Source organism: Pseudoalteromonas sp. T1lg65 (assembly GCF_051930985.1).
Lineage (GTDB): Bacteria > Pseudomonadota > Gammaproteobacteria > Enterobacterales > Alteromonadaceae > Pseudoalteromonas.
The window spans coordinates 2,886,851-2,901,005 of record NZ_CP196837.1 but is presented as its reverse complement, the minus strand read 5'-3'; the positions used below and the strand labels follow the sequence as shown (position 1 = coordinate 2,901,005).

The 14,155-nt window shown below is 43.1% G+C and carries 12 protein-coding genes; 7 read left to right on the top strand and 5 right to left on the bottom strand.

Annotation, left to right across the window (positions count from 1 at the left end; all coding sequences use genetic code 11):
- Positions 1-6 precede the first annotated feature (6 nt).
- Positions 7-690, bottom strand: coding sequence for an XRE family transcriptional regulator (locus tag ACSLBF_RS12750; RefSeq protein WP_440053756.1), 684 nt, complete (start codon positions 688-690; stop codon positions 7-9).
- 226 nt (positions 691-916) lie between these two features.
- Between ACSLBF_RS12750 and ACSLBF_RS12745 the strand changes: the two genes are divergently transcribed.
- Positions 917-1,171: a helix-turn-helix domain-containing protein gene (locus ACSLBF_RS12745; protein ID WP_440053755.1), complete on the top strand. Its 255-nt coding sequence runs from the start codon at positions 917-919 to the stop codon at positions 1,169-1,171.
- Positions 1,172-1,320: 149 nt separating this feature from the next.
- Here ACSLBF_RS12745 and putA read toward each other — a convergent pair whose 3' ends face one another.
- Positions 1,321-5,124: a bifunctional proline dehydrogenase/L-glutamate gamma-semialdehyde dehydrogenase PutA gene (gene putA / locus ACSLBF_RS12740; RefSeq protein ID WP_440053754.1), complete on the bottom strand. Its 3,804-nt coding sequence runs from the start codon at positions 5,122-5,124 to the stop codon at positions 1,321-1,323.
- 409 nt (positions 5,125-5,533) lie between these two features.
- On the opposite strand from putA, the gene ACSLBF_RS12735 reads away from it, so the two are divergent.
- Positions 5,534-6,022 carry a winged helix-turn-helix transcriptional regulator gene (locus tag ACSLBF_RS12735; protein ID WP_440053753.1) on the top strand — a complete coding sequence of 163 codons (489 nt, stop codon included), beginning with the start codon at positions 5,534-5,536 and terminating at the stop codon, positions 6,020-6,022.
- Between the two features lie 30 nt (positions 6,023-6,052).
- Positions 6,053-6,799, top strand: coding sequence for an SDR family oxidoreductase (locus tag ACSLBF_RS12730; protein WP_440053752.1), 747 nt, complete (start codon positions 6,053-6,055; stop codon positions 6,797-6,799).
- 22 nt (positions 6,800-6,821) lie between these two features.
- Here ACSLBF_RS12730 and ACSLBF_RS12725 read toward each other — a convergent pair whose 3' ends face one another.
- Both ACSLBF_RS12725 and srmB read right to left on the bottom strand, forming a co-directional pair.
- On the bottom strand, positions 6,822-7,052 hold the full coding sequence (locus tag ACSLBF_RS12725; RefSeq protein WP_440053751.1) for a helix-turn-helix domain-containing protein: 231 nt from the start codon (positions 7,050-7,052) through the stop codon (positions 6,822-6,824).
- Positions 7,053-7,492: 440 nt separating this feature from the next.
- Complete coding sequence (gene srmB, locus ACSLBF_RS12720; RefSeq protein ID WP_440053750.1) at positions 7,493-8,710, bottom strand: ATP-dependent RNA helicase SrmB; 1,218 nt, start codon at positions 8,708-8,710, stop codon at positions 7,493-7,495.
- A gap of 120 nt (positions 8,711-8,830) precedes the next feature.
- Here srmB and ACSLBF_RS12715 point away from each other — a divergent pair, with 120 nt between their 5' ends.
- The 4 genes from ACSLBF_RS12715 to ACSLBF_RS12700 all read left to right on the top strand — a co-directional run bounded on the left by ACSLBF_RS12715 (position 8,831) and on the right by ACSLBF_RS12700 (position 13,512).
- Positions 8,831-9,529, top strand: a complete 699-nt coding sequence (locus ACSLBF_RS12715) for a tRNA1(Val) (adenine(37)-N6)-methyltransferase (protein WP_440053749.1) — start codon at positions 8,831-8,833, stop codon at positions 9,527-9,529.
- 136 nt (positions 9,530-9,665) lie between these two features.
- Entirely contained in the window at positions 9,666-11,279 is a 1,614-nt protein-coding gene (locus ACSLBF_RS12710; RefSeq protein WP_440053748.1) for a hybrid sensor histidine kinase/response regulator, read from the top strand.
- Between the two features lie 375 nt (positions 11,280-11,654).
- Complete coding sequence (locus ACSLBF_RS12705) at positions 11,655-12,920, top strand: metallophosphoesterase (protein ID WP_440053747.1); 1,266 nt, start codon at positions 11,655-11,657, stop codon at positions 12,918-12,920.
- 70 nt (positions 12,921-12,990) lie between these two features.
- On the top strand, positions 12,991-13,512 hold the full coding sequence (locus tag ACSLBF_RS12700) for a hypothetical protein (RefSeq protein ID WP_440053746.1): 522 nt from the start codon (positions 12,991-12,993) through the stop codon (positions 13,510-13,512).
- Positions 13,513-13,523: 11 nt separating this feature from the next.
- Here the strand turns inward: ACSLBF_RS12700 and fldB are convergent, their stop codons facing one another.
- Positions 13,524-14,045 (bottom strand): flavodoxin FldB, encoded by a 522-nt coding sequence (fldB, locus tag ACSLBF_RS12695; protein WP_440056230.1) that lies wholly within the window; start codon positions 14,043-14,045, stop codon positions 13,524-13,526.
- Positions 14,046-14,155: the final 110 nt, after the last annotated feature.

Sequence of the window (14,155 nt, the reverse complement as noted above, 5' to 3'; positions counted from 1 at the left end):
TACTCTTTAGATTAAGTCTTTACCTATCCAGACCACTTTACCTAAGATCTCAAGTTGCTCAAGCTCAGAAGGTAATACCACTTGGTCCTGATACTCTTTATTGTCGCTTATTAGGCGTACAGAGCCATCAAAGTTTTGTTGCAGCCTTTTGGCATATAACTCCTCACCTAAGCGAACAACGTAAATCAGCCCTTCACTGAGCTTTTTATCTGACAGGTCAACTAAAATGGTGTTGTTGTTATGAATGGTTGGCTCCATCGAATCGCCTTTGGCAAACACTACTACCAGCTGGCTTTTATCTAAATGCTTAAATTCAATCCATTTTTTACGAAATGCTAAATATCTAGCGACTTCTGCATTTTGGTTAAACGCGCCATATCCTGTACTCACCGACACGTGATAACCCGGCACAACGACAAAGTCTTCGTTGAACTCTTCAACTGAAACCGTTTGCTGCACAATGGGCTGATGGTCACCGCATTCTGCGGGAATGCCGGTTACTAACCACATTAAGTCAACGTTGGCTTGCTTGGCAATGCGCTCAATCACACTGAGCTTAGGATCTTCACCCTTTAAAATTCTGCGCAATGTTCCTTCCGAAACATCTATTTTTAACGCAAAAGCTCTAATGCTGTCGGGTTTAATTGCATATTCGACGCGTTCAGCGAGGCTTACAAGGTGATTCTCCATGTTGGCACCCTTATTATTTTTACGTGATGCGTCATTATATGAGCAATATTGCACCCTGTAAAACAGTTTATGACGCATTTATTGATCAAAAACGGCTTGATGTGCGTAACAAATAGATCTAAAATCTTTAAAAAGTTACGCGGTATAAGTTTTTTATTATATTCTGCGTTAAAAGTTGATTTTTAAGTTTGATTCGGTTTGCGTATTTTTTTAAGGAAAGAGTGACATGACAACCAAGCAATTTTCTACATTATCTCGAGTACCAATGAGTTCGGCGATCTTGCGCTTTGCCCGTCAAGCCAGAGGCTACACTCAAGCAGAGTCCGCTGCGACCTATGGCATTGAAGAGAGAACCTTAAGGAGATGGGAAAACAATGAATATAACCCGAAGTGGAACGATGTAATCGCATTGGTCGAAGATGTCTATCTACTCGATATCGTCAATGTAATTGCAGGGTTGAGAAGTCAAGATGCTGCGTAAAAAATTGAAGTGTTAGTGTAATATTTGGCTTTCTATCAACCTCAGCTGAGGTTTATTATGTTAGGGTTTAACGTATTAGTTTGTTACGTGCGCGACAAAATAAAAAAGCCGGCGAGTGCCGGCTTTTGGTTGCTTAACAATTAGATTGCTTATTCGTCGTCTTCAACCAGGGTCATTAGTGATGTGTTACCACCTGACGCTGTGGTGTCGATACTGATTGTTTTCTCAGTCACCAAACGATTGATTAGTGTGTCGTAGTACTCGGCACTAATTACTGGCAAGATTGCACCTTTACGTTGTGCAAGCTGCTGTGAGAAGTAGCCTAAACGTGAAGAGCGAGCCGCAACGACCGCACCTGCTAGGTGAGGGTGTGCCAAAATGGCTTGTAGCTGGTTTGGCTTAGCAACTTGGAAAACACCTTCAGCAACACCTGTAGAGATAAACTTGTCTCTAAACGCTTGCGCTTCCTCATAGAACAATTCAGACGCAACAGTAATAACCGTGTTACCCGCAGCCAGTGCTGTGATAATCGAAATTGCCCAGAAGTTGAATGACGTACTCTTGTCAGCGTACGCAACCACACAACCACGCGGCTCAAGGTGAAGGGTGTTCGACTCACCCGTTGGACCTGGAAGCGTTGTGTATGAACGCATACGTTTCTCTAAGCGGTTAAGCTGAGTACGTGCGTCTGACAAGGTTAAAGCCAAGTCATCAGCTAGCTCATCGATGATGTCTACCGTTGCCACTTTTGCTAATAGCTGACGTACCGCTGAAACACGGTCATTCAGTGGTGTTCTACGCCAGATTTTCTCATCACGTAGTGAGTTTTTCATTAGCTTTTCAACTTGCTCAGCGGCACCTGGGAAGTCATGCGTGTCCAGTTCATCTGGAGTTAGATCCGTCATCTGCACGTTTTCAGGCGATGCCTTTTCTTTCACTAGACGTACAAGGTAGTTTGGACCACCTGCTTTTGGACCGGTACCAGATAGACCACGACCACCGAATGGTTGCACACCAACAATAGCGCCAATCATATTACGGTTAACATAGACGTTACCCGCACGAGACATTTTCGCAAGATACTCACAACGCTCTTCAATACGTGAGTGAACACCCATGGTTAGGCCGTAACCCGTGCCATTGATTTGGTCGATGACATTGTCTAGGTCTTCGCCTTTAAAACGAACAATGTGTACCACTGGACCAAAAACTTCGCGCTTCAGTACCGACAAGTCTTCAATTTCATATAAGCGAGGCGCGAAGAAATACGCACCATTTTCGCTGTTGTCTGGGATCTTAGATTCGAACAACAGTTTGCCATTACCTTTCATGTACTCAACGTGCGCAGTCAGCGTGTTAAGCGCTTTTTCGTCGATAACTGGACCAACATCCGTAGATAACAGAGCAGGGTCGCCAACATGTAGTTCTTGTAATGCGCCTTTAAGCATTTCGATAATGCCGTCAGCCACATCTTCTTGAAGGAAGAGTACACGCAGTGCAGAACAACGTTGACCCGCACTTTGGAAACCAGAAGAGATAACATCGTCAACCACTTGTTCAGGTAGAGCGGTTGAATCGACAACCATACAGTTTTGACCGCCGGTTTCAGCAATCAATGGCACCTGAATGTCATTACGTTCAGCAAGCACTTGTGAAATCAAAGTACCGGTTTCAGTTGAACCCGTGAACATCACCGCTTGGATGCGCTCGTCAGGAACAATGTGTTTACCTACTTCGCTACCACGCGCAATCACTGGCTGCACCACGTGTTCAGGAAGACCAACTGTACGCATTAGCTCAACGCAGCGCAGTGCAATCATGCTGGTTTGTTCAGCTGGCTTAGCGATAACCGTGTTACCAGTGACGATTGCTGCAGCAACCTGACCTAGGAAAATCGCTAGCGGGAAGTTCCAAGGGCTGATACATAGGATTACACCACGTGCCTCAAAACGCTCGTCTTTCGCTAGTTCTTCAGCGCGAGCTGCGTAGTAACGACAGAAGTCAACGGCTTCGCGGACTTCATCGATACTGTCTTGTGCTACTTTACCTGCTTCTTTAATACAGATTGCAACTAGTTCGTCATGATGACGCTCAAGAATGTCAGCGGTGCGACGCAGCAGATTTGCACGTTCTTCAACCGGTGTTTGTGACCAGCTTGCAAACGCAGTGTCAGCATTTGCCAACATTTGCTGCATTTCATCAGCACCATCTACCGGCACTGTACCAACAATTTCTTTGTGGTTTGCAGGGTTACGAACCGCTAGATGACCTTCAGGAACATCGGCTTCGCTGATTAAGTGCTCGTTAAACCAAGTGTCTAAGTTTTCTTTAAACGGTGTTAATTCGTTGATGTCGGTTAAGTCTTTACCTTTTGAGTTAGGGCGTTCATCACCGTATAACTCGATAGGCAGCTTAATCTGCGTGTTATAGCGATTACGCAGGCTTTGTAGCGTCTCAACGGGATCTGGAAGTAGCGATTCAACTGGCTTCGATGTATCAACAATCGCGTTTACAAACGATGAGTTTGCACCGTTTTCAAGTAGACGACGTACCAAGTAAGCAAGCAAGTCTTCGTGCTGACCAACCGGTGCGTATACGCGACACTGAATGCCTTCGTTTTCTACGATTTGGTCATACAAAGATTCACCCATGCCGTGCAGACGCTGGAACTCAAAACCTTTGTTATCGCCTTTTGCTACCTCAAGGATAGTAGCAGCAGTGTACGCGTTATGTGTTGCAAACTGTGGGAATAACACATCGCGTGCTTCTAGTAGCTTAATCGCACACGCTTTGTATGACACGTCAGTCGTTGCTTTACGTGTAAATACAGGGAAGTGGTCAAGACCATCTTGCTGTGTGGTTTTGATTTCAGTGTCCCAGTAAGCGCCTTTTACCAGACGAACCATTAATTTTCGACCCACGCGGCGAGCGAGATCGGCAACCCATTCAACCACGAAAATAGCGCGTTTTTGATAAGCTTGTACAGCTAGACCAAAACCGTTCCAGTCGCCAAGCTCGTCATCAGAGAACACCGCTTCAATAACGTCTAATGAGATATCTAAACGATCTGCTTCTTCAGCATCAACCGTGAAGCCGATATCGTATTCTTTTGCGACCAAAGCAAGCTCTTTCAGTCTTGGAACCACTTCTTCCATTACACGCTCACGGTGTGTGAACTCATAACGTGGGTGGATTGCTGAAAGTTTTACAGAAATACCAGGGCTCTTGATAGGACCGCGGCCATTAGCTGCTTTACCGATAGCGTGGATAGCATTCATGTAGCTTTGGAAGTAGCGGTCCGCATCTTTCATGGTGCGTGCGCCTTCGCCTAGCATATCGTATGAATACACATAGCCTTTTTGTTCTTTGTCAGCGGCGCGGGTGATTGCTTCGTGAATGGTTTCACCCATTACGAACTGCTTACCCATGATCTTCATCGCGTAGTTTACCGATTTACGGATCACCGGCTCACCAAGACGACCAATGGTGCGTTTTAGAACGCCGAATTGCTCTTCTTTATTCTTATCTGAGTAATTTACCATTTTGCCGGTAACTAATAAGCCCCAGCTCGATGCATTTACAAATAGTGAGTCGCTGCTACCTAGGTGTGAACTCCAGTCACCTTTTGCCAGCTTGTCACGAATTAGGCTGTCTTGGGTTTTCTTGTCTGGCACGCGAAGCAGTGCTTCAGCCAAACACATCAACACGACACCTTCCTCAGTTGAAAGTGAGAATTCATTCAGTAGCGCGTCTACTCCGTTTTGACCGTCTTGATCTCTACGGATATTCAACACCATTTGACGTGCACGTTCCCATGCTCGGCTTCGTGCTGTAACGCCTACCTCAGCCAAAGGTAAAATATGATCAATTACTGCGTTTTCATCAATGCGGTAATAATCACGGATCTTTTGTCGGATAGGACAGTTAGTTGTCAAATCGCCGTTGTAAAGCATAAGCAACCCTCAAAAATTAGAGTCAAAAATACATGTAATTAACTCCTGTTTAGTCAGCAATTTAATGCATTTAAAGTAACTCAGTTACAACACTTTGACAGTGCAAAATGGTGTTTTTTAAAACCTTACCAAGCTCTTAATTTTTAAACAGGAAGCCTCAATTACGACAAAATGATGCAGTCACATTGCTAACCATAACACACAAGATTGAGTGTTCAACTTTTAGCCAGAATGCACATGTTTTAGTGTCCGACTTGAGAGCAAAAAAGAGGTAAAAAAGCAGCTCAAGTCTAGTTTCGTTAATTTCGGGGGCATTCTATCGAAAAGACAGCAGAATATGCTGTTTTATTTTCAGTTAATACGGTAAATTTGCGGGTATTCAACAACCGGAACAGAATTTTGTGCTGCTATGACCACTTCCATCAAAACACGTGTACTAGATCGCATTGATTTGGCGATTTTAGATGCGCTTCAGCGCAATGCTAGAATCTCAAATGTAAACTTAGCAAAGGCGGTAAACTTGAGTCCTAGCCCGTGTTTGGACCGAGTAAAAAAACTTGAAGCTGAAGGGTACATAGAAGGATATACCGCAAGGTTAAATGCAGCAAAGTTAGGGCAACATTTGGTGGCTCATGTTGAGATCACCTTAAAAAGCTCAACGGAAGAAGTGTTCGAAATATTTAAGCAGCATATTGTGGCCATCCCCAATGTGGTGTCTTGCGATATGGTGGCTGGCGGTTTCGATTACTTAGTCAAAATCCGTGTTCAGGATATGCGCCAATATCGAGAAGTGCTGGGACAAATTGTTGAAATCCCGGGAGTCGGGACAAATCATACCTATATGGTGATAGATCATATAAAAGAAGATATGGGTGTTGAAGTTCTGAATTATCAATAGTGGAACATGCTTGTAATTGAGGGAAGTAGCGTGAATAAAGTGGTCCTAATTACTGGCGCCAGCCGGGGCATTGGTGGTGCTTGTGCCAAGCGTCTGGCCAGAGACGGTTATCAGGTTGTTGTCAACTACAAACAAAATCAGCCAGCGGCCAATCAAGTTGTTGAAGAAATCACGCTACAAGGTGGTAAAGCATTCGCAATACAAACCGACATCACCAATGAGCGAGCGGTGGTTGAAATGTTTGAGCAGATCCAAAGCCAAGTAGGGCCGGTAACGCATTTAGTAAACAATGCCGGTGTATTGAGTCCTCAGACTCGAGTTGAGCACATGAGCGCGCAGCGTATCAACGACATGCTGACGCAAAATGTGACGCCCTATTTTATCTGTGCTCGAGAAGCGATAAAGCAGATGCGAGCGAGTGGTCACGTCGAGCGTTGTGCCATCGTAAATGTGTCTTCTGCGGCATCTTATTTAGGTGGTGCAAACGAATATGTTGATTACGCTGCTGCTAAAGGTGCAATCGATAGCTTTACGCGGGGACTGTCGTTAGAGTTAGCGGCTGAACAAATTCGAGTGAACTGCGTTAGACCGGGTCTTATTTATACTGACATTCATGCCGATGGTGGTGAACCAAATCGGGTTGATAGACTGGCGCACAACCTACCGCTACAACGTGGTGGAACTGCCGAAGAAGTTGCCAACGCGGTAGCTTGGTTGTTGAGCGAAGAAGCCAGTTTTGCAACGGGTACCTTTATCGACTTGGCTGGTGGAAAGTAGACTAAGAAGATACCCGTGTACTCTAATTAATCTTTTCATCCAGCGCCTTATTGATTTGCATAAGGCGCTGTTCTAATTGTGCCTTTTGTTGTTGTAATATTTGCCATCGCTTATGCGGTTGTGTCTCACTATCGCGAAGCGCGCGATATAGCGTTCGTTTTGGAACATTAAAACGAGATGCTGCTTCTGAAGGCAATAACCTATGCTGTAGCACCGTCGCGATGGCTGAGTTTAACGCTTGCTGATTAACCATGTTTCGCTCCTTGTCCGAGCGTTCTTGCTTCTGAGGCATGCACAGGCCAAATGCTAACGTCTAGATGCCAAAGTAAATACATGGTGTGATATAACTCAATCATAATCGCCTTCCTGTTTTCGGTGAATACCAGTTAGGGATAGGAAGAAGCGTGCCAATTAATTAAAGGTTTAAATATCAGATGGTTATAGATTTTCTATGCAGGTTTAAGTGTTTAATTGCACTGTTGCGGTGAAAATACTTAGGATGTTGCACCGAAACGGCGCTGATATTTTGGTTAGGAAAAGATGAGAGGGTTGAATATTCAACCCTCTTTAATTCACTTCAGTCTGCTTTATTGCTCAATCTTTGCTTAGATTACCAGGCGGTAAGTCGAGCGCCGCGTTCAAAACCCACTAAGGGACAAAAACCAGCAGCAAAGATCAACACGTGCTGGAAAGCTACTTCTTCTTTTTCGCTTTTTTCTTGGCTTTAATTTTTGCCGGATCTTTTTTCTTTTTCGGTGCTTTCGCTTCTTTATGTTTCGGCTCTAGCCCTTCAATAACGCGGCGTTTTAGCTTTTGATCTGTATAGCGTTCTACTTTGCCTAAAATCTCGGCGTCGTGTGCTTCAATCAATGACACGGCTGTACCTTTTTTACCTGCTCGTCCAGTACGGCCAATTCGGTGAACATAGATATCAGCGGTGCGCGGCATATCAAAGTTGATGACGTGACTGATGTCGTTTACATCAATACCGCGTGCAGCGACATCGGTAGCGACTAAGATATTGGTTTTACCACTATGAAAACTAGCCATCGCGGTCATACGCTTGTCTTGCGGCATTTCACCACGTAACCAAGTGGTTTTGATGCCTTTGGCGAAGAGTTCTCCCACTAGCTTTTCGAGGCGCTCGCGGGTTTTTACGAATACTACTGCTTTTGTCACTTCTTCAGAGTTTAACAGCGCAGCTAATAATTCAACCTTGTGGTCATAATTGTCAGCCAAATGTAACCACTGATGAATCTTACCTTTTTCTTTACGTGACGGTGTCGCTTCCAGCTTAATCGGCTCATTGAGAATACGCTCAGCAAACTTCTCAACGTGCTCACCTTCAAGGGTTGCTGAGAACAAGAAGCACTGACGACGGTTAGTGGCTTGCTCGCAAATTTTCAACATTTCTTTGCGAAAACCCATGTCCAGCATGCGATCCGCTTCATCCAGTATCAGCAGCTCAACGTTTTCAGCATGGAAGTTTTCGGTTTCAAGGTATTCCATTAAGCGCCCTGGTGTGGCGATAAGAATGTCATTGTTCTTTTCAAAAATCTCTTTGTGACTACCGTAGTTAATACCACCCGTTACCACACCGATTTTTAAGTTAGTGCCTTCAGCAAGCAAATTACATTGTTCGTGAATTTGATAGGCAAGTTCACGTGTTGGCGTCATGATAAGCACTCGCGCAAAGCCGGGGTCACGGCGAGGAAAGTCCATCAAATACTGAATGGCAGGGATCAAGAAAGCGGCGGTTTTACCTGTGCCTGTGGGTGCTGAAGCTAAAATGTCGCGGCCAGTAAGTGCTTCAGGAATGGCCAGTTGTTGAATACTCGTGGCGTTTTCAAACCCCATTTTGCCAATGGCGGTAATAAGCTTGCTGTCGAGATCGAATTCAGTAAATTGCATAATGCATCAAAAATAAAGGACAATAGCGGGATTATATCAAAACTATGTGAATCTGTAGAAGCAATAGCAGTAATATTTATTCTCAGATCTCGATGTGTCATGGAAATCGCTTAAGTCACTATGTCTGCATTTACGTTTAAACAATTTACCATCAAGCAAAATCATGCTGCTATGAAAGTCTCTACGGATGGAATACTGCTAGGGGCGTGGGCGCCTGTCGAAGGCGTTAAGCATATTTTAGACATTGGCACGGGGACCGGATTAATTGCGTTAATGAGTAAACAGCGCAATCCCCAAGCGTCCGTTACAGCGGTAGAGATTGATGAGCAGGCAGTTTTGGATGCTAAGGATAATTTTATGAGTAGTCCATGGCCCGATATTCAACTGCAGCAAATTGATATTCAATCGTTTTATAGCGATAACCTATTTGATCTCATTATTTCTAATCCGCCGTACTTCAATGACAGTTTAAAAGGACCGAATGAGCGCAGAAATCGAGCAAGACATACGGATTCACTAAGTTTTTTGACGTTAATTACTTCCTACCAACGACTATCGACACCGACAGGAAAGCTAGCAGTGATTTTACCGGAGTCTGAAAGTCAGCATTTTTGCCAGCTGGTCAATCAGCGGCAGCTCTTCATTCAATCCAATTGGGCAATTCGCAGCGCCCCCGACAAAGCAGTTTCTAGACGTTTACTACTTATAGGGAAGGTGCCAAAGAATTTGCTGCAACAAGTGCTAGTGATACGTAATGAAAAGAATCAATACTCAGAAGCATTCACCAACTTATGCAAAGCATTTTACCTAAAAATGTAGGTAATGGAGAGTCAATCTCTGAGCTTGTTAATTTGGAAAGGTTGGCAACAAGACGCAAATTGTTCGCTTTCAACTATTATTAGTCTGAACAGTTTCAGATTATGGTCATACACATCGTCGCTTTGACGAATCATGTATGTCTGGTAGACGTAAAAACAGGTTTCCAATGCAGATTGCCCCACTTCCAAAAGACGAACAGCATCGGCTCAATGCACTTCACAAATATGATGTGCTAGATACTGAAAGTGAACGACGTTTTGATGAATTAACCGAGCTCGTTGCTGAAATTTGCCAAATGCCAATCGCATTAATCAGTTTGGTTGACTCTGATAGGCAGTGGTTTAAATCCAAAGTTGGCTTGGATGCCTGCGAAACCTCGCGGGATGTGGCGTTTTGTGCTCATGCCATATTGCAAGATGAAGTGTTTGAAGTGCCGGATGCAACCCAAGACGACCGTTTTATGGATAACCCATTGGTCACCGGTCCACCCAATATCCGAGCCTACGCAGGGATGCCTCTGGTGAACAGTGATGGATATAAGCTGGGTACACTGTGTGTGATAAGTGATGTTCCCAAATGTTTATCGCCATGGCAACGAAAAGCACTATCAACACTAGGCCACCAAGTTGTCATGCAGCTTGAGTTAAGAAGTAAAATTAAAACAGTAGAAAAAATTAGCCAAGCCAAAGGTGATTTTCTTTCCAACATGAGCCACGAGTTAAGAACGCCACTCAATGCAATTATTGGTTTCAGCTCGGTATTAAGTGAAGCCGCGATAAAAGAGACTTTACCTGAACAATTTCAACAGCATATCAGTGATATTCAATTTAGTGCCAATCAACTTATTAGCGTGATTAATTCGGTATTAGATATCGAAAAAATCGAAGCGGGAAAAATGGAGTTACAGCTTGAGTCAGTTAATTTGACGGCGCTACTGGAAAGCACTGCTGCCATGTTTGCCAACAGCTGCAACGCAAAAAACTTGACTATGCATTGTGACTTAAAAGAAATAAACAATTCGGTTTATGATTGTGACAAGACCAAGTTTGTGCAAATTGTTACCAATTTAATTTCCAATGCAGTGAAGTTTTCAAAAACAGGTGGTTGTGTGCTAGTAAAAGCGAGCAAAACGAAAGATGGCGTCACTATCACAATTAAAGATGACGGTATTGGTATTTCGGACGAAGAGCAAAAACTATTATTTAATAAATTTCAGCAAGTGGGTAGCAAAAAAAACGGCACAGGACTTGGGTTATGTATTACTAAGCAGTTAGTAGAATTAATGAATGGCAGCATTTTGATCTCCAGCCAAATAGGGAAGGGAACAGAGTTTACAATAGTGTTGCCACTTCACGAATCGACGATAAAAGAAGCAATAGAATCACGCGTAAATACTACGGTACTTTACGCCAATGTGGCTGTGGTTGAAGATAATCATTTAAATCAAAAGCTGATAGCAATCATATTAGACAAGGCTGGGTGCAAATATGAAATCTATCAATCCGCCGAACAATTTGAATCGGATGGTTTAGCTTGTAATCACGATATTATTTTTATGGATATGAACCTTCCAGGGAAATCAGGAAGGGAGATTACCGAGAACCTCAAGGAACAATTAAAAAACATTCCAATCATTGCCGTTACCGCGGATATTTTTATTCAGAATGACCGTGCTCTTTTTGATGATGTTATTCAAAAGCCATATTCGATAGAGCAAATAATGACGGCCTTGTGTACCAGATATAAATAATGTCTTTCTGCTATTAACAGAGTGTTTTTCCGGCTTTTTTCATAGCATTATGTTGTTTTTATAGGCTTGTCAGTTTGAACTCTTTCCGAGGTTTTCAGTGGTTTCTCAATAATTATTCTCAAAATTCTCTTTTTATCATGTTCGGGTGGTTAAGTATTGATTTTAATAATTTACTTGATGTAAATTCGGATATTGTGTAATTGGCAGTGTAGTAACGCCTGAAGCATTTTTACTGCATGTCCCAGAATCTCGATTTTATAGTTGACCTCTTCTTTATAGTTGCAAGTGTTGGGTTTGAATTGATGATTTATCGTGTCTGTCAACTAAAGTGTATCCCCCTTTTATTAAAATAAATTTGAACTGGACCAACTCGTAATGAATAAATTTAAATGGATGATAGTCTGCTTTTCGACGGTCGTAGTGACATTTGTACTGTTGATTGTAATACTACTGAGTAGGGCTTATTTCATTACAGATAAAAATGGTCTTTATCAGTATCTAGTTATTCCTATTTTTGGAGATAACGCAGCAAATATAAGGTTATACACCAAGGCGAATATTGGGCGGGATATAAATGTTCAAAAAGAATTCTTCGGACCTATCTTTAGGTTAAATGACAAAAATGAACGGATAGCGTATTGGGTGTGTGACAATCAAACTTTTAGTGCGAATACACTTGGTGCTGAGCAATACCAGATCCAGTGTAATGATAAAACACATTCCTATAATCTAACAAAAGCGCAGACTAATATCCCTGACAGTATTGAAGATAAAGAAGTTTATGCCTTCAGTGATTTACACGGCAACATTTCCTACTTTAAGCGAGTTTTAACCAACCTTGGGGTCATAGACGCGAACGGTAATTGGAGCTTTGCAAGCAACGGCATTGTTTTAACGGGTGACTTTATCGATAAAACGAGTGATGACAGAGCATTAATGTGGTTTATCTATGAACTCGAGCGCCAAGCGGCAGAGCAAGGTGGGTTTGTATTGAGCCTATTAGGAAACCACGAGATATTTCAGTTGCAAGGTGATTACAGACACGCTCACCCGGTGAGCACATATTTGACGCAAAAAATGCTACCTCTAACTCAGGCTTTAGATAACAAGACGGTATTAGGACGTTGGTTGCGTGAAAAGGCTGTGATTGCAGAGCTAGACGGAAATTTGTTTGTGCATGCTGGCTTAAGCCCAGTATTGCTTGATATTGATGATATTCAATCACTAAACCATGAACTTCATGCCTACTGGCAAGGCAAAACTTTGAGTGAAGTCACTTATGCATCTATCTTTGGAGCACAGGGGGTGGTTAATTATCGCGGTATGATTAAAGCCACTTCTTTTTATCCGGCATTAACCCAGCAGCAGTTTGATGAGCTAACCGAGTTACATGGGTTTAAAAAAGTTATCTTTGGCCACACCGAAGTAGAGCAAGTGAGCTTTTTGTTTGATGGTAAAGCGATAGCAATAGATGCCAGCCGTCATTCTAGTCAGGTGTTAAAGTTAAAGGCTGAGCAACAGATACTAGTTGATGTTGCGAGTCGCAATCAAAATGAGGCATGGAAAACCTCTGCAAAGCAAATCCCTTTTAATTTGTTTGTCAGTAATGATTGGCTGATTTTAGTAAATGGGGTGGACTAGGAGTAAATATCACCAATGTCACTCGAACAAGTTGAGGCAGTTACATTTCTGGGTAATGGTAGGAAAAGGTATGGATAATAGCATCGCTAATATTCTCGAATTTTTGCAGCAAATCGAACTTCCATTTAAAACCGTCCAAGTTTTAGAGCCCACCTTTTTACCCGGAGTAAAGTTGGGAAAGTCGCATTTGTTAATCGACCTTAATTTACTCAAATATCCCGGAGACATTCTTCACGAAGCAGGACATTACGCCGTTATGGACCCTAAATTCAGGGGCAAAGTGTATGGTGATGTATATAGAGAAGGTCTTAAGCAGGGGCGTAGTAAGCAAATTATGCAAGGCGAAGAAATGGCGGCAATTGCCTGGTCTGTTGCAGCGATAAGGGAAATTGGATTACCACTTGATGTGATTTTTCACGAACATGGTTACAGAGGTGCTAGTCAAAGCTATATAGAAGCTTTTAGTAACGGTGAAGGGTTTGGTTCACCGTTACTTCGAGTGTGGCAAATGAGCTGTGAAAAGCGAGGGTTTCCACATATGGCTCGGTGGATCAGAACAGAAAGCTGGCCTTATGAGCAGCCAGCCGAGTAAAAACTAAGTAGTTACAGTTGCTCACTGTACTCCGTCATGATCTGTTCTATCCATGTCGCGATGCGCTCGTCGCTTTTGTCGTATTGGCTGTCTTCATCTAGCGCTAGACCCACAAAATGGCGCTTGTCTTCGGTTAGCGCTTTGGATGCCTCGAACTCATAGTCTGCTGTATTTGGCCAGTACCCCAAAAAAGTCACGCTTTGTGGCGCAATTTTGTCATGTAACATACCTAAGGCATCTTGAAACCACTGACCGTAACCTTGCTGATCACCCATGCCAAAAAGCGCAATCGTTTTACCGCTAAGATTAACTGAATCAATATCGTCCCAATGCGATTCCCAATCCTCTTGCAACTCTCCGAAGTCCCAAGTTGAGATCCCAAAAATGATGAAATCAAATTGTTCAGCTTTGCTAAGAGGTTCGTCTTTTATATTGAAAAGCGTGACAGTATCTTCGCCGATAATTTGCTGGATCTTTTCCGCTGCCATTTCGGTATAGCAAGTCGTTGAGCCGTAGAATAATCCAATCTGCATTGTATTTATCACTTCCGCGTTGGCTGTTATCATGGCGGCAAGTCTACATCATGACACCAAGAATACCAATGAGTATGGTTGCTATGGCACCTGTGATCACCGTATTCGCT

Coding starts and splice junctions, on each gene's coding strand:
- ACSLBF_RS12750 (WP_440053756.1), bottom strand. CDS start 690: ATGGAGAATCACCTTGTAAGCCTCGCTGAACGCGTCGAATATGCAATT.
- ACSLBF_RS12745 (WP_440053755.1), top strand. CDS start 917: ATGACAACCAAGCAATTTTCTACATTATCTCGAGTACCAATGAGTTCG.
- putA (WP_440053754.1), bottom strand. CDS start 5,124: ATGCTTTACAACGGCGATTTGACAACTAACTGTCCTATCCGACAAAAG.
- ACSLBF_RS12735 (WP_440053753.1), top strand. CDS start 5,534: ATGACCACTTCCATCAAAACACGTGTACTAGATCGCATTGATTTGGCG.
- ACSLBF_RS12725 (WP_440053751.1), bottom strand. CDS start 7,052: ATGGTTAATCAGCAAGCGTTAAACTCAGCCATCGCGACGGTGCTACAG.
- srmB (WP_440053750.1), bottom strand. CDS start 8,710: ATGCAATTTACTGAATTCGATCTCGACAGCAAGCTTATTACCGCCATT.
- ACSLBF_RS12715 (WP_440053749.1), top strand. CDS start 8,831: ATGTCTGCATTTACGTTTAAACAATTTACCATCAAGCAAAATCATGCT.
- ACSLBF_RS12710 (WP_440053748.1), top strand. CDS start 9,666: ATGTCTGGTAGACGTAAAAACAGGTTTCCAATGCAGATTGCCCCACTT.
- ACSLBF_RS12705 (WP_440053747.1), top strand. CDS start 11,655: ATGAATAAATTTAAATGGATGATAGTCTGCTTTTCGACGGTCGTAGTG.
- ACSLBF_RS12700 (WP_440053746.1), top strand. CDS start 12,991: ATGGATAATAGCATCGCTAATATTCTCGAATTTTTGCAGCAAATCGAA.
- fldB (WP_440056230.1), bottom strand. CDS start 14,045: ATGCAGATTGGATTATTCTACGGCTCAACGACTTGCTATACCGAAATG.